The following is a 16,431-nucleotide window of genomic DNA, read 5'->3' on the forward strand; positions in this document are numbered from 1 at the left end:
TGCAGAAAATTAAATAAAAAATAGGGAAAGTAAAGCAATACCTGCAATTGCTCCTAATGCTACTCCCCAGCCTCCATAACCATAACCGCCGCCATATCTGCCATAGCCGCCATAACCGAAGCCGCCTAAATTCCTGGAACGATTGAGTGGCTGTAAATAAACACGATTGCGGTCCACGCGCTGAATGACACCTCTATGCACTTTTCCATCATTACATCTGATTTCCACTGCTTTGCCTCTGTATCTCTGGCAAAGGGAATGATATTGTCCAACTGACATACTGTCACCTCCATATCTTTGTGAAGATACACGGTATTATATGTCCCATATGTATTATCGCACGGTACAAATAACTTAGGGGATTCGTGGATTCTTGCCAAATGGTGGAGGGCCGCTCTTGTTAGAAAATGAAGTGGACGGAAGAACAGGGTAATCATATGCAGTGCCAGGATTTCCCGTACGTTTTATCTGCAAGCAAGTTGACAAATAATCTTACAAACTTTAAAATTATCTACATTCAACAGAAATCTAATAAACTTAATAAATAAAGCTATGAATGCTATGGGTCACACTATAGCAGGAGCAGCTTCTGGAGAGACCGCTATAACTGCGGCGCCGAAGGGTTCACAATCTCAGGCAAAAGGACAGAAGAGTATCGATATCTATTGGGGTTGTGCTGCGCATGCATAATCAATAGTATTTGTTATTCTTGTGATCAAGAGATTGGAGAGCCTCCAGTCTCTTTTTTTATGGGTTTAATGGAGGAGGATTAGAATTGGCACAACAAGAATTAAAGCGAGATTTATCAAATAGACATGTGCAGCTGATTGCCATTGGCGGAACAATCGGGACGGGCTTATTTCTAGGTTCGGGTAAAGCGATACAGCTGGCCGGTCCCTCTATTATCTTTGCTTATTTAATCGTCGGTATCGCCCTATTTTTCGTGATGCGTGCGCTGGGAGAGCTGCTGTTGTCAAAAGCAGGCTACGCATCGATAACAGATATTGCGGAAGACTATCTTGGTCCATGGGCATCGTTTGTAACCGGATGGACATACTGGTTTTGCTGGATAATGACAGCAATGGCGGACGTGATTGCTGTTGGTGTGTATGTGAATTATTGGTTTGATATCCCGCAATGGATTCCTGCACTTATTTGCGTCATTGTGTTGTTGGGATTGAATCTATTAACGGTGAAGCTATTCGGAGAATTGGAGTTTTGGTTTGCATTGATTAAGATTGTGACGATATTAGCACTGATTGGTATTGGCATTGTCTTAGTGATTATTGGCTTCCAAACAGATTCCGGAACTGTGTCGGTCACAAACCTGTGGGAACATGGCGGACTGTTTCCGAATGGCATCTCTGGCTTCCTGCTCGCTTTCCAAATGGTTGTCTTCGCCTATGTTGGCGTAGAGCTAATTGGTGTATCGGCTGCTGAAACAGCTGATCCTGCTAAAAACATTCCGTCAGCCATTAATAAAATTCCATTACGGATTTTATTCTTTTATGTCGGTGCGCTGCTTGTTCTATTAATGATAAACCCATGGACAGAGCTGAGCGCAGCGGAAAGCCCGTTCGTGAAAACTTTTACATTAGTCGGAATCCCGATTGCTGCAGGCATCATTAACTTTGTTGTGTTAACATCTGCTGCATCTGCTGGGAATAGCGGCATGTTCTCGACAAGCAGGACATTATATAATCTTAGTAAGCAAGACCAAGGACCAGCGAGTCTGGCTAAACTGAACGAAAGACATGTTCCTGGGAATGCACTTTGGTTATCTGCCATTGTTATCTCTGTCGGAGCACTGTTAAGCAAACTCATCCCAGACCAAGCTTTTAGTATTGTAACGACCATTAGTGCCATTTGCTTTATTTGGGTATGGAGCATTATTCTGATTTGTCACATCAAATACAAGAAAACACGCAAAGACCTGCATGCGAGATCAACGTTCAAAGCACCACTCACACCGTTTGTGAATTACGTTGTGCTGGCTTTGTTTGCTGGAGTTCTTGTGATAATGGTGGTGGCAGATGAGACACGGCCAGCGCTGCTGCTGACGCCGTTGTGGTTTGTATTGCTGTTTGGATTGTACTGGGGCAGAAATAGAAAAGGCTCCAATTAAAGCAAGAAGTAAGACTTGTGATTGGAAGTTTTACAAATGAAAGAAAACGGCCTCCAGGAGATGGAGGCTGTTTTATGTATGTAGGGATATTTGAAAGCTTCTTTAAACCTGGCCTCATTAGTTTGTTATAATGTAACGTTTATATTCTTAAGCTGTTTTGATAAAGCCTCGGGTTTTACTTTACCATGCAGCTGTCTGCCAGCAGGATAATGCAGAGGAATCAATAGTATAGCTCCATCATCAATCCACTGTTTTCTGTATAACTTGTGTGTATCTTCTCTTTCCATATAAACGTCCTCTTTTATCTCTACATCATCGTCCACGCCAAATTGAAAGAAACAGCAGGAGCAAAGCTCATACGATGCCTCATTGTATTCGTTGTAAGCAGGTTCGGGTAATCCCTCAAACCCACACACTGGACATATATAACACATTTGATCACCTCTTTTTGATTTTCACTTATAATAAGTTACAACTCACTTGTGTCTTTCGTGTGTTGTTTGTTATATCCTGACAAGTAGTATTCTTTTAATAGAATATGATGTCATAGACTGCTAGCATGCTAACTACATAGCTTGTTTTATCTTTATTTTATAAATAATGCACGTAATTGGGCGGAAGGCAGGTAAAGAGGCATGCAATTTTTAACTTATGAACTGGCACAGGAAATAGTGGAGCGTACGATGAAGATATTAAATCAAAATATAAATGTAATGAATGACGAAGGAATCATCATAGGATCTGGTGATAAGGAGAGAATTAATCAGTTTCATGCTGGTGCACTTGTTGTCCTTGAGCAAGGAGAAAGTGTGGAGATAGATGATGCTAGCGTTGGGAGTATGGAGGGAGCAAGATCCGGGATTAATTTACCCATTCAGTTTCGTAACCAGATTGTTGGGGTGGTTGGAATTACGGGCGAGCCTGCGCAAATCCGTAATTATGCGGAGCTTGTAAAGATGGCGGCAGAGTTAGTGTTAGAGCAGTCTGTCTTGTTGGAGCGGGTGCAATGGAGACAAAGGCTGCAAAGTGAGATTGTGAATCAGCTTATCTCAGAAGACAGTTTGGATGAAGCGTTACTAAAAGAACGTGCAGGATTCCTGGGGATTAATTTAGAATATCCGAGAACTGCTGTTTATGTTAAGAAAACAGACCACTCAGACATGTCCATGCAAAAACTAGTTCGGACAATACAATATGAAATTGGTAAGGCTGATTTAGTGGGTGCTACGTTTAATGATGAAATCGTTATTCTTAAAGCGGTGAACGAACCAAAAACAGAATTACTCTCTTTTTTGAAGCGTTTGTCAAAAGTAATAGGAGGCAACGTTCTTATTGGATGTGGGGATCTGGCAGGAAACGTACAAGCATATAAACAATCATTTTGCCGAGCTAAAAATGCAACTATAGTAGGAGGTAAGCTGCATCCTGAACGGAGCGCTTACAGCTATGAGGAGTACCAGTTTGAAATACTGTTAACAAAAGCTGTTGAAGAGGAGGATTTACGTGCGTTTGCTTATTACCAGCAGCTATTAGATCAAGATAAGAAAGGGGAACTGGTGCAAACGCTTGAAGCATATATTCGAGAGGGTGGAGAATTGAACAAGATTGCAGAAACGCTCTTTATCCATCGAAATACGTTGAGATACCGTCTCGAAAAAATAACAGAGTTAACAGGAAAAGACCTGCGACATGCAAAAGATTTGATGGAGCTATACTTGGCAAAGCTCGTGCATGACACTCAATAATTGTGCAAATGCACAATTATTAAATGGTTTCTATCTAAAATATCTATCTGTACGTACAATGCGCGCCTTAAGGAAAACGCTTACAATAAGGGTACATAGATAAATGCAATCTAGGGGGAAATCACCATGGAGATTACTGTAAGCGCATTAGGGGCTGTTAGTGCCTTAATTATAGCAATTGTACTCATCTTGAAAAAAGTGCCGCCTGCATATGGCATGGTTGCCGGAGCTTTAATCGGCGGGCTGATTGGCGGCGTAAATATTACCGACACCGTTACGCTGATGATGGAGGGCGCAAAAGATATTATTCCAGCGGTGCTGCGAATTTTGGCTGCGGGGGTTTTAGCCGGGGTTCTTATAGAATCGGGAGCTGCATCCTCGATTGCCGAGACAATCGTCAAAAAAATGGGCGAAACACGTGCGCTATTGGCTTTAGCTATTGCCACGATGATTCTAACAACGGTTGGGGTGTTCGTCGATGTAGCTGTTATTACGGTATCACCAATTGCTTTGGCAATCGCCAAGCGTGCTAACTTATCCAAAACAGCCATCTTGCTAGCAATGGTTGGGGGCGGTAAGGCCGGAAATATTATGTCTCCGAACCCGAATGCAATTGCTGCCTCTGATGCTTTTGGTGTACCGCTTACTTCTGTAATGGCTGCAGGAATTATACCAGCTATATTCGGCTTGGCAGTTACGTATCTGCTAGCGAAGAAGCTTGTCAACAAGGGTTCTGCAGTAGTAAGTCAGGATGTTGAGATGACGGACAACACAAAACTGCCGGTATTTGTAACAGCGTTGATTGCACCGTTAGTTACAATCATCTTACTCGCGTTGCGGCCATTATTTGATATCAATATTGATCCGATGATTGCGCTGCCTATTGGAGGAATCATCGGGGCAATTGCAATGAAGAAGACGAAGAAAATAAACGAGTATGCTATTTCAGGTTTGAGCAAGATGTCTGGGGTAGCCATCATGTTATTGGGTACTGGAACGTTGGCAGGAATCATAGCTAATTCTGGCTTGAAAGATGTGCTGATCAATACGTTAAATGCTACAGGTATGCCTGCATACTTACTGGCGCCTATGTCCGGGATTTTCATGTCAGCTGCCACTGCTTCCACAACAGCTGGTACAGCCGTAGCAAGCAGCGTTTTCAGCAGCACCATTTTAGGATTGGGTGTATCCGCGCTGGGAGGAGCTGCAATGATTCATGCTGGCGCTACCGTAATAGATCATATGCCGCACGGCAGCTTTTTCCACGCAACTGCCGGAAGTGTCAATATGGGTATTAAAGAACGTTTGAAACTGATGCCATACGAGTCCTTAGTCGGTTTAACACTTGCGATAGTTTCAACACTTATATTTGGTGTCTTGCAGCTCTTTGGTTAAAAAGATTTTGTCCCCGTGGTTTATGGAAGAGTTAAATCTTATATAGAAGGTAGATGGAAAACGATGAAAATTGTAATTGCTCCAGACTCTTATAAAGAAAGTTTATCTGCGCTTGAGGCTGCCAATGCAATTGAGCGAGGTTTCAAACAGGTTCTTCCAGATGCTGCGTACTACAAAATGCCGATGGCGGATGGTGGAGAAGGAACGGTCCAGTCACTTGTCGATGCTACGGACGGAAAAGTAGTGGAGCGATATGTAACAGGTCCTTTAGGTGATTCTGTTAAAGCGTTCTTTGGATTAATTGGAAATGGGAAAACAGCTGTTATAGAAATGGCTGCTGCCTCTGGATTACATCTCGTTCCTGTGGAAAGCAGAAATCCACTTGTTACTTCTACAAGAGGGACGGGTGAATTAATAGTAGCAGCACTTGATTTGGGTGTAGAGCATATTATTATTGGCATTGGCGGCAGTGCGACAAACGATGCTGGAGCCGGAATGGTGCAAGTTTTAGGTGGAAAACTGCTCGACGAAAACGGTAAGGATATTGGTGATGGAGGCGGAGCGCTAGGTAAGATAGCGACCATAGATCTGGGCAGACTTGATGATAGATTGCAAGATGTGCAGATTGAAGTAGCTTGTGACGTGGATAATCCATTAACAGGATCAAGAGGCGCTTCCGCTATTTTTGGACCTCAAAAGGGTGCTACGCCTGATATAGTTGAATTGCTGGATAAAAATCTCTCCCACTTTGCTGACGTTGCAGAAAAAGCAGTGGGGAGGTCGTTTCGGGATATAGAAGGTGCCGGCGCAGCTGGAGGTTTAGGTGCAAGTCTGCTGGCTTTCCTTCATGCAGATTTAAAAAGAGGAATCGAAATCGTCTTGGAAGCTGTCAACTTTGAAGATGTAGTCAAAGATGCAGATTTAGTAATTACAGGTGAGGGACGGATTGATAGCCAAACGATTTATGGCAAAACCCCGATCGGCGTGGCAAAAGCAGCTAAAAAATATGATGTGCCTGTTATTGGGCTTGCTGGTTCCTTATCTGAAGATGCCGATGTCGTACACGACCACGGAATTGATGCGCTTTTCAGCATCGTACCAGGTGTTGTATCACTTCCAGATGCGTTTGAACACGCGGCAGAATACATGGAGCGAACAGCAAGGAATATTGCAGCTTCTATGAAAACTGTGCAGTATGGAAATATAATCAAGTGAGTCTTTTTACAAACGAAAAGAGGCTTGGACATAACTGTTTAAGCTATATAAAAATCAAAACAATGCTGCAATCAACTGCAGCATTGTTTTGATTTTTGCATGGGATACGAAGATGAGAGCATCGCTTCGGAAATACACTCCGCTTTCCTGCGGGCGGCTGGTGAGTCTCCTCGTGCTAACGCACTGCGGGGTCTAACCTAGCCTTCCTCCCGCGGGAGTCTCCGTGTATTTCCTACGCTGATTTGTGTTATAGGAAATCTTCACTCGTGTAGGCAGAGTACGTAGACTCCTCGAAAAAGATAGCGATTTTCTTGTCGGTGTCTACTTCAAAAGCCATTCTTGTCCGACGATAACAGCTAAAGTTGGAAAGCAGCAGTCGTCAGAGAGCTGCATTAAAAAGTACTAATCTAGTTATCGTTCGCTTTTAGGATGAATTAATCTTGTTTTGTTCCGCTCTCTTTGTTTACTTAAGCTGCTGTTTCGAATAACGTAATGCGTCATCATACACCTTATTGGGAAACCTGGTAATTCTTAGCAGCTCAATCGCATTTCGAGTATCAGAAGGACCGTGCTTTATGAGGTAATCAAATATAACTTCATCATTTACAATCTGTTCATTAAAGTGGTAGTTCTCATATGCAGCTGCTAATTTATCGATAAGTTCAAGGTCATGTGTTGCTGCGATGATTTTAGTACGAGGATACGTACTTACGGGGGAAAATCTCTGTTCTTTCTAGTGGGCGTTTATGTAATAAGTGGAATATAATGTAGTTTATTATAACAGATAGGAAGTTATGGCAGGGCATCAATAGACTGCGAGATATAGCGAAGAAGACAGGGGGGATAAGGGATGCTAGAAATACGGGAGGTAGAAGACCAGCTGATAGAGTTAATAGATAACATAGAAGTTCCTGCTATGGCGGTGTCTATTTTCAATGAGACCGATATACTCTATGAAAAAACACTTGGTTACACAAATTGGGAAGAGAAGGGCCAAGCTATTACACCAGATACAGTGTTTCGTATTGGATCTGTCAGCAAAACACTGACTGCCACTTTAATCATGAGTCTTGTAGAGAAAGGCAAATTGGATCTAGACTTCCCGATTTACAAGTATGTCGATACATTCAAGCTGCAGAACGAAGCATATGCGAAGACGCTTACACTGCGTATGCTCCTAAGCCATACGGCAGGTCTTCCTAATGGAGGAGACATAGAGGGACCGCGAGATCAGTCGGGTTGGGAGGGCTATATAAACGAAACAGTTCCGAACTTAGATCTTGTGAATCCGCCTGGCGCGCTTTACAGTTACAGCAATCATAACTTCAACATCGCTGGATACGTTGCGCAGCATGTATGTGGGAAATTATTCGCAGAGCTGGTGAAAGAATATGTACTGGAGCCTTTAGGTATAACCGAACCATGTATGATCCACTAGAGGCGATGACGTATCCGCTTGCGCTAGGCAATATAAGATGATGAATTCGTAATATGGTAGGAGAAATCGTATGTTATAGGAAAAGGGACTATAAATAATAAATAGTCCCTCATGTGTATTACTTTAATTCAAATCTAACAGGATCCATTTCGATTGGTTGGTTCAAGCTTAATGTTCCGAATGGGACCATGAGCGAGTAGTTGGCGGTGTCAGTATCATTTGAAGTGCTAAGAGTATATACGGATTGAAAATGATAGTTTTCGTCTAATGCGGTTGTTTGCGTACTACGGATTTGATCGCCGATTATATGATTCATATCCAGCTGCCCATTATCATCTTTCCTAATATTTTCCGATTTTATTAGCGTGATGAAATCAGCAAAGTTTTGGATAATGTCGTCTCTAAGTGCTCCAGAGCTTATATTTTGCACATCATAGTCTATTATAATCTGGTTCTTGTCCTGCTTGATTGAATTCACTTTTATTTTATAGTCAAATCGACTGCTTTCCACCGTGAAAGGTGCGCTCTGATCTAAAGAACTTATGGTTTGCTGCTCGTCTTTCCTTAACTCGGGTTGTATGGTTAAATACTGTGCATCTTCCGAGATCTTGGACGTAAATAACTCTCGTGTATCATTTACTACTACGCCATTATGTTGCTCTGTGGCTAGTACATCCGCCGAACTTTTTGATAACTGATTCCCCAAGTTATCAAATACCGTGATGTTAATCTCATCATTCTCACCTTCAGCAGGTAAGGTTGTTTTATAGTTGATGAAAGTAGTGGCTTTTCCTTTCGTCACAGATTCTATTTGAATAGCATGATCTGTCTCGATTGTAGAAATCATCTGCTCTTTAGCAGAGATTGTTTGGGAAGGAACTTGTGTGACTGGAATATCGAATTGCCATTTCCCTTTTACTCCTGTAATAGAGGTGAAGGTTAAAGGAAGTGTATAGTTCTTAGGTAAGTCAGTGCTTGTGTTATAAAACTCGATTGCACCAACATAACCATCGTCTGATTTCTCCAAACTAGTCATACTGCCAGCCCATTGCTTTTGCTCATCACCATCAAAAAGGTAAGAACTATAACCAACTTCAGGTCCTCTCTCCTCCATTTTATCTAAAGAGATTCGATCTCCTTTTGCTAGAAATGTTAAACCGATAACATTTCCATCGTAATAAGCGCTTGTAATGGTCACGTCTATCGCATTGCTGCTTGCTGTTTGATTGAGCTGCGTAACAAGGTTGCTTTCAAACAATTCATCCCCAATCTGCATGCTAAATCTATCATATATGGAACCGATAATTGGCACAGAAGCAAGTACATTGGTTATTGGTGCAAACAGTAATCCAGATGCCAAGAAGGCAGATGCGGCAATGGATGAAGTGATTGCAAGTCTCTTAACTCTAACCCTCTTCTTTCGTTCAGAGCCTTTTTTAGCTTTTTTGATACCGTTTCTTATTGTTTCCATTACTTCATGTTCCGGAAATTCTATCTTACTCAATTCCTCATTGAAACGCTGTTTGTTCATACGCTATCCCACCCAAATGTTTTTTTAATTCCAGTTTTGCGCGCCGAAGATTAGTTTTAACAGTATTCTCGGACATTTCAAGCGTGTTACCGATTGATTGTATAGAGAGATCGTGATAATAAAATAAGATAATGACGGTTTGATAAGTTTTGCTTAATGCAGATATTGCTGCTAATAAGTCTAGTTTTTCTTCTATATTAGACGTATCTTCCGAAGCTTGGTGCTTTAAAAAATCTTCATCTAAGACAAGTTTATTCTTCTTGTCGAGGAAATCATAAGAAGTGCGGATTAAGATCTTTGTTAGCCAGGTTGTAAAGAATTCAGGTTGTTTTACTTGTTCAATTGACACAAAAGCCTTGTAAATAGTTTCCTGCAGTACATCTAGTGCATCCTCTTTATTCTTTACATATAGAAAAGCGGTTTTATATAATTTTTCACTTTCGTTCTTAATAAGCTGTTCAAAGGCCCTTTCGTTACCCTTTACGGCTTTTCTTACAAGCTTTACTTTATCTTTCAAATCAAGACCTCCTTTCTAAATGTTAGAGACGTAATAGAGTGATAAAGTTTCAAGATATCTATGAAAAATTCAATGCGGTAACGTATGGCGGCAATACAAGATGTTGACTTTTCTCACTATTATTGCAATAATAACTGTAATTTGAATACTGGTACCTTTAATTCAGTCCCGTGAGGCTGACAAGGACATTCGGAAACGTTGCAGATAAACAGGGGAGGTCTATACCCTTTTATCTGCATGTTAAAGGAGGCTTCCTGTCAGTGATGGCAGGAAGCCTCTTTTTTTTACTCCTCTGGTACCAGTTTTAGTCTAACTAAAACAGGAGGAATAGCAATGGAACAGAAACGAATCGATCATGATTTTTCTTTACAGGCGGTGCCGCAATCACATCGGAATGGGTTTTGGAAGATGCTGATGCTGATGCTTGGATTTACTTTCTTCTCAGCGAGTATGGTGGCTGGCGGGACACTTGGTTTAGGGTTAAGTATGATGCAGTTCATCGGTATTGTGCTAGCGGGTAACTTGATTTTAGGAGCTTATACAGGAACGCTCGCTTATATCTCGGCGAAGACGGGGCTTTCCACACACCTATTAACACGTTACGCATTTGGCGAAAAAGGTTCTTATCTTTCCTCCTTCTTGCTGAGCGCCACACAAATTGGCTGGTTTGGAGTTGGGGTGGCAATGTTTGCTGTTCCCGTGCAAAAGGTAACCGGCATGGATACGACGGTATTGATTCTTATCTTTGGCGTTTTGATGACAGCAACAGCTTTCTTCGGAATGAAGGCACTGACTATATTAAGTTTTGTCGCAGTACCAGCAATTATTGCGCTTGGTGGATTTTCTGCCTTGGAAGCAGTGGATGGACTTGGCGGTATCGATGGTTTAATGCAATATCAGCCAACAGAAACGCTTGGTGTAGCGGCAGCATTAACCATTGGTGTGGGATCGTTTATCAGCGGCGGTACGTTAACGCCTGACTTCACGCGATTTGCGAAAAGCCCGAAAGTTGGCGTATCGACGACGGTTATTGCATTCCTCATCGGCAACTCGCTCATGTTCGCGTTTGGAGCAATTGGCGCCATTGTTACAGGCCAATCGGATATATCTGAGGTGATGTTTGTCCAGGGGCTAATCATTCCGGCGGTTATTGTCTTGGGTCTAAACATTTGGACGACAAATGATAATGCTATCTATGCAGCTAGTCTAGGCATCTCGAACATTACGAAAATCAAGAAAAACAAAGTAGTTATTATCAACGGTATTATCGGAACAATATTTGCTATGTGGCTGTACAACAATTTTGTCGGCTTTCTTACAACGCTAGGCTCGGTGCTGCCGCCAATTGGAGCTATTCTGATCGCAGATTACTTCATTATACGTCGTGGCAAATATCCAGCGTTTGAGAAGATGACATTCAAAGCGGTGAACTGGAATGCGATTGCTGCGTGGGTTCTTGGAGCAGGAGCAGCGAAGTTCTTGCCGGGCATCCCGCCGCTTAACGGTCTAATTGGAGCAGCAGTTGTTTATGTCGTACTTTCCATCATTGCTGCCAAGGCAGCAGAAGCGAACTTAAATCTAGAAGTAGAAAAGGTGACAGAATCATGATTATACGAAATGCGAAACTTAGAAATAGAGAAGGTCTTTGGCAAATTTTGATTCATGAAGGAAAAATTGAAAAGATTGCACCAACGATTGACGTCACTGCAGATCAGGACATTATGGATGTACAGGGAAACTTCGTTTTGCCGCCTTTCATTGAGCCACATATTCACTTGGATACAACGCTGACAGCTGGCGAGCCGCACTGGAATGAAAGCGGAACATTATTTGAAGGGATTCAGCGCTGGTCGGAAAGAAAAGAGTCGCTCACCTTGGAAGATGTAAAGACTCGTTCCAAAAAAGCGTTGAAATGGCAGATTGCACAAGGCATTCAACATGTTCGGACACATGTTGACGTTACAGATCCGGATTTGACGGCTTTAAAAGCCTTGTTGGAAGTAAAAGAAGAAATGGCACCATTCGTAGACTTGCAGCTCGTAGCCTTCCCGCAAGAAGGAATTCTCTCTTATCCGAATGGCGAGGAGCTGTTGGAAGAAGCGCTGCGCATGGGAGCAGATGTTGTCGGCGGTATTCCGCATTATGAGTTTACAAGAGAGTACGGCGTTGATTCGCTTAAAACGGCCTTCAAGCTGGCAGAGAAATACGACCGACTCGTAGATATCCACTGTGATGAAATCGATGATGAGCAATCTCGTTTTGTGGAAGTAGTAGCTGCGGAAGCCCACCGTCTTGGTATGGGGGAGCGCGTTACCGCTAGTCACACGACAGCGATGGGATCTTATAATGATGCGTATACATCTAAGCTGTTCCGCTTGCTGAAGCTATCCAATATTAACATGGTGGCAAATCCGCTCGTCAATATTCACTTGCAAGGACGCTTTGATACCTATCCGAAACGCAGAGGCATTACACGAGTAAAAGAACTGCAAGAAGCAGGAATTAATGTTGCTTTCGGCCATGACGACATCTTTGATCCGTGGTATCCGCTAGGTACTGGTAATATGCTGCAAGTACTGCACATGGGCATTCATGTGACACAATTAATGGGCTATGATCAAATCGTGAATTCAGTTGATTTGATCACAACAAATAGTGCCAAAACGCTGCACATAGAAGAACAATACGGTATTGAAGAAGGCAAGCCGGCTAATCTGATCGTGCTAGACGCAGAGAATGAATACGAAGCAATTCGTAAACAGGCCAGCGTTTTGTATTCGATTCGGAACGGAAACATCATTGCGGAGACGAAGCCGAGAGAAACAATGATAAAGCTTGGTGAGACTTTCGAGAATATTACGTTCACGAAGTAAGGAAATCAAATAGAATTGTACAGCCTCCTCTGCAAAGTCAGGGGAGGCTTTTTTTTATTTCGCGGAATTCTATCCAAAATTAAACAAAACACCCATTACTATTTGCCGTATACTATTCTTAGAAGATATGGATACTGGATGAAAGAAGTGAGCGGAATGAATGAATCGATATTGTTAGTAGAAGATGATGCGCAAATTAATGAGATGGTAACGTCTCATTTAAAGCGAGAAGGATATACAGTCTTTTCGGCATTTGATGGGAAAGCTGCATTGGATCTGTTTGCTAGGGAGTCTGTTGATTTGATTATTTTGGATTTGATGCTGCCCGAGTACAATGGGCTGGATATTCTGCAGCTGATTAGACAGGAAAATACGCTGCCGATTTTGATTATGTCCGCCAAAGATAGTGACGTGGACAAAGCATTGGGACTTGGGTTTGGGGCGGACGACTATATCGGCAAGCCGTTCTCGCTGATTGAGCTAACAGCCCGAGTAAAAGCAGCGCTGCGGCGATCGAAGCAATACAGTCAGCAGAAAGAAGATACCGAACAGGTAGTGAACGTGCAAGATTTAGAAATAGATTTGAAAAACTTCTCAGTAAGCAAGAGAGGGAAGACCCTTAATTTAACGGCGAAGGAATTTGAGATTTTACGCTTACTAGCTGCAAATCCGAATCAAGTATTTACGAAAGGGCAGCTGTACGAAAGTGTGTGGAAGGAAGCATATTACGGCGATGATAATGTCATTAATGTCCACGTCCGGAGGCTGCGAGGCAAAATTGAAGATGATGCATCTGCTCCAACCTATATAAAAACGATATGGGGAATTGGTTATAAGATGGAGCTTCAGACATGATCTATCTAGTTGCGGTCCTCGCTTTCTTTTTCGTTGGACTTCTCGTTTTTCATCTGTACTCCAAGCGGCAAATAAAAAAGCACTTGCAGTACATGACGGAGAAGCTCCATCATATAACAGCTATGCGTTCTGCTGAGCGTTTATTAGTAGTAACTGATGACAAAGAGCTGCGCAAATTGTTAACAGAGATTAATGGATTATTAGATTATCACCAGGAGTCACTGGCAGAATTAGCACGCTTGCGAATTAGTACAAATCGGATGCTTTCTAATGTGTCCCATGATTTGAAAACACCGCTGACTGTTATATCGGGCTATATGGAAACGATGCAGCATGCCGAACATGTAAGCCCTGAAGAAAAGCAAGTGATGCTGGCCAAAGTGCAGACAAAAGTAATGGATGTGGCTGGTTTGATTAATACATTTTTTGATTTAGCAAAGCTTGAAGCAGAGGACTGGCAGCTGGAGATGGGCGGTGTCCAAGTGAATGAAGTATGCCGTAAAACGATTCTAGGATTTTACGATACACTTGCGAGTAAAGGTTTTGATGTACATATAGATATACCTGATACCTCGATTCAAATTGAAGCAGATGCAGCTGCACTGACACGAATACTGGAAAATCTAATTTCGAATAGCATCCGCTACGGAAAAGACGGCAAAACGATGGGCTTGCATCTGCATCAAGATGAAGCACATGTTTATATTGATATTTGGGATAAGGGAAAAGGCATCCAAGAAAAAGATAGTGACCGAATATTTGAACGTCTTTATACCGGGACAGATGCACGAACTGCTTCGGTGAAAGGCAGCGGTCTGGGTTTAATGATAGCCAAGCGGCTGACCGAGCAAATGAGAGGAACTATACACTTCACGAGCATCCCTTATACAAAGACGACCTTTACGCTGACGTTTCCGAAACCAAAAATAGACAACTATGCTGAACTTAAGAAAGTCGTAAGGATTCCGTAAGCAGGATGACAGATTGCTTTGCTAAAGTAGAGGAAACAAACGAAAAGGGGCTAGCGTATGACATATGCGATCCGAACGCACGAGCTAACGAAAGTATATCGAGGGAAAGATGTCGTTTCCAGTGTCAGTATGAATGTGAAACGCGGCGAAATTTATGGATTCCTGGGGCCAAACGGAGCGGGGAAAACAACAATCATGAAAATGATGACCGGTCTGATTAAACCGACAGGCGGAGATATGGAAATACTGGGAACGAGCGTGCGAAGTAAATCACATGAAGTATTGAAACGAATCGGCTGTATTATTGAATACCCAATCTTTTATGAAAAGCTGTCTGCCCGAAAGAACTTGGAAATCTATTGTGATTATATGGGCTATTACAATAAAGAAGCTATCAAAGAATCCATGCAGTTAGTAAATCTTAAAAATGTAGATGATGTACCAGTTCGGGAGTTCTCGCTAGGGATGAAACAAAGGCTGGCAATTGCCCGAGCAATTGTGACCAAACCAGAGCTGTTAATCTTAGATGAACCTGTAAACGGCCTGGATCCAATAGGCATGCAGGAACTGCGCGATCTATTTTATAAGCTTAGCCGGCAGTATGGAATTACGCTGCTTATCTCCAGCCATATTCTTGGAGAAATCGAGCATATTGCCGATACAATTGGCATTATCAAATCTGGAAAGTTAGTGGAAGAAACAGCTATGGCCGACATCCGCGGCAATCATACCGAGCATATTGAAGTATCTGTATCAGATTTTGCAAAAGCTGCCTTTGTTTTGGAGCATGAACTAAATACGGCCAACTTCCAAGTGAAGGAAGAGGAAGGACTGATTAACGTTTATGATGGAGCTCTTACGCAAAATGATATCATTCTTGCTATGGTTCGGAATGGTGTGGAAATTAATACGATCAATAATCGGAATCTTACTCTAGAAAGCTACTTCCTGCAGCGCATGGAAGGAGGAAAAAAACATGCTTAACTTAATGAAGTTAGAAATGAAGCGGATGAATTTCCTATCAATCGGAATAAGTGCAGTCTCAATTAATCTTGGCATTATAGGAATTCTCCTATTGCTTGGTATTGATCCAGCTCTGACTGGGGAGTCATTTAACGATGCAGATCAAATCATGATGTTTATCGAAACGCTTGTCGTAGCAGCATTTGTCATTCACGCAGCATCGATGCTGGCGGGCATGATTATTGAAGAGTTCAAGAACAAAACGATTACCGTCCTGTTCACTACGCCAGTCAGCAGAAGGCAGCTGCTTCTAGCCAAAGTAACTGTCATTAGCTTAGTGACCTTCTTGCTCGTTGTTTTATCGGTCAGCTTGATAACGTATGTATTCAGCATATTGAACACGAATTTTGAGATTCTGAGCTTTTCTTTCCCTATCAGTTATTTATGGGAAAATGCAACGCACTTACTTCTAACGGCAATTGCTGCGGGAGGGCTGTCACTGATTCCATTATTCTTTGGCATGATGAAGTACTCGGTGCCTGCAACAATCACATCTTCCATCTTAATCGTCGCTATTCTTTCATCTTCCGTTAACGAAGGAACAAATTTGTTCGCATTCACAGCGGTGCCGGTAGCACTTGGAGTCATTGGGTTTGGGATTGCATATATGGTGATCAATAAGGCAGTTAAGAAAGATTTTTAAATAAGGAAACAAGATCAGAGTCCGTTTATTGCGGCTCTGATTTTTAGTTGTGGCTAATATAATTTATAACCTTGCTATAATAAATGTAAATCATATAGAA

At 42.2% G+C, this 16,431-nt stretch carries 15 protein-coding genes and 1 riboswitch; of the genes, 11 read left to right on the top strand and 4 right to left on the bottom strand.

The window, feature by feature from the left end:
* Positions 1-9: 9 nt before the first annotated feature.
* Positions 10-279: a hypothetical protein gene (locus B1K52_RS06245; RefSeq protein WP_077306418.1), complete on the bottom strand. Its 270-nt coding sequence runs from the start codon at positions 277-279 to the stop codon at positions 10-12.
* A gap of 300 nt (positions 280-579) precedes the next feature.
* A riboswitch (glycine riboswitch) is annotated at positions 580-658 on the top strand.
* Positions 659-775: 117 nt separating this feature from the next.
* Between B1K52_RS06245 and B1K52_RS06250 the strand changes: the two genes are divergently transcribed.
* Positions 776-2,125 carry an amino acid permease gene (locus B1K52_RS06250; protein ID WP_077306420.1) on the top strand — a complete coding sequence of 450 codons (1,350 nt, stop codon included), beginning with the start codon at positions 776-778 and terminating at the stop codon, positions 2,123-2,125.
* 125 nt (positions 2,126-2,250) lie between these two features.
* Here the strand turns inward: B1K52_RS06250 and B1K52_RS06255 are convergent, their stop codons facing one another.
* The gene (locus B1K52_RS06255) at positions 2,251-2,559 is read right to left on the bottom strand and encodes a hypothetical protein (RefSeq protein ID WP_077306422.1); all 309 of its coding nucleotides are present in this window, start codon (positions 2,557-2,559) and stop codon (positions 2,251-2,253) included.
* Between the two features lie 201 nt (positions 2,560-2,760).
* On the opposite strand from B1K52_RS06255, the gene B1K52_RS06260 reads away from it, so the two are divergent.
* From B1K52_RS06260 to B1K52_RS06275, 4 genes are all read left to right on the top strand, one after another.
* Positions 2,761-3,870 carry a CdaR family transcriptional regulator gene (locus tag B1K52_RS06260; RefSeq protein WP_077306424.1) on the top strand — a complete coding sequence of 370 codons (1,110 nt, stop codon included), beginning with the start codon at positions 2,761-2,763 and terminating at the stop codon, positions 3,868-3,870.
* Positions 3,871-3,996: 126 nt separating this feature from the next.
* Complete coding sequence (locus tag B1K52_RS06265; protein ID WP_077306426.1) at positions 3,997-5,265, top strand: GntP family permease; 1,269 nt, start codon at positions 3,997-3,999, stop codon at positions 5,263-5,265.
* Positions 5,266-5,328: 63 nt separating this feature from the next.
* Positions 5,329-6,480, top strand: coding sequence for a glycerate kinase (locus B1K52_RS06270; protein WP_077306428.1), 1,152 nt, complete (start codon positions 5,329-5,331; stop codon positions 6,478-6,480).
* Between the two features lie 850 nt (positions 6,481-7,330).
* Entirely contained in the window at positions 7,331-7,918 is a 588-nt protein-coding gene (locus B1K52_RS06275) for a serine hydrolase domain-containing protein (protein WP_077306430.1), read from the top strand.
* 118 nt (positions 7,919-8,036) lie between these two features.
* On the opposite strand, the gene B1K52_RS06280 is transcribed toward B1K52_RS06275, so the two are convergent.
* On the bottom strand, positions 8,037-9,449 hold the full coding sequence (locus B1K52_RS06280) for a DUF4179 domain-containing protein (RefSeq protein WP_077306432.1): 1,413 nt from the start codon (positions 9,447-9,449) through the stop codon (positions 8,037-8,039).
* Complete coding sequence (locus tag B1K52_RS06285) at positions 9,427-9,966, bottom strand: sigma-70 family RNA polymerase sigma factor (protein ID WP_077306434.1); 540 nt, start codon at positions 9,964-9,966, stop codon at positions 9,427-9,429. Before B1K52_RS06285 ends, B1K52_RS06280 begins: the two co-directional genes overlap by 23 nt.
* Before the next feature lie 333 nt (positions 9,967-10,299).
* Here B1K52_RS06285 and codB point away from each other — a divergent pair, with 333 nt between their 5' ends.
* The 6 genes from codB (at position 10,300) to B1K52_RS06315 (ending at position 16,331) form a co-directional block, all read left to right on the top strand.
* A complete protein-coding gene (gene codB, locus B1K52_RS06290; protein WP_077306436.1) occupies positions 10,300-11,574 on the top strand; it encodes a cytosine permease in 1,275 nt (424 codons plus the stop codon).
* Entirely contained in the window at positions 11,571-12,839 is a 1,269-nt protein-coding gene (locus B1K52_RS06295) for a cytosine deaminase (RefSeq protein ID WP_077306438.1), read from the top strand. The genes codB and B1K52_RS06295 overlap by 4 nt, the downstream gene beginning before the upstream one ends.
* Positions 12,840-12,995: 156 nt before the next feature.
* A complete protein-coding gene (locus B1K52_RS06300; protein WP_077310521.1) occupies positions 12,996-13,694 on the top strand; it encodes a response regulator transcription factor in 699 nt (232 codons plus the stop codon).
* A complete protein-coding gene (locus B1K52_RS06305; protein ID WP_077306440.1) occupies positions 13,691-14,665 on the top strand; it encodes a sensor histidine kinase in 975 nt (324 codons plus the stop codon). The genes B1K52_RS06300 and B1K52_RS06305 overlap by 4 nt, the downstream gene beginning before the upstream one ends.
* Positions 14,666-14,722: 57 nt before the next feature.
* Positions 14,723-15,649, top strand: a complete 927-nt coding sequence (locus tag B1K52_RS06310; RefSeq protein ID WP_077306442.1) for an ABC transporter ATP-binding protein — start codon at positions 14,723-14,725, stop codon at positions 15,647-15,649.
* The gene (locus tag B1K52_RS06315) at positions 15,642-16,331 is read left to right on the top strand and encodes an ABC transporter permease (protein WP_077306444.1); all 690 of its coding nucleotides are present in this window, start codon (positions 15,642-15,644) and stop codon (positions 16,329-16,331) included. Before B1K52_RS06310 ends, B1K52_RS06315 begins: the two co-directional genes overlap by 8 nt.
* Positions 16,332-16,431 lie beyond the last annotated feature (100 nt).

Source organism: Terribacillus halophilus (assembly GCF_900162685.1).
GTDB classification, from domain to species: Bacteria; Bacillota; Bacilli; order Bacillales; family Amphibacillaceae; genus Terribacillus; species Terribacillus halophilus_A.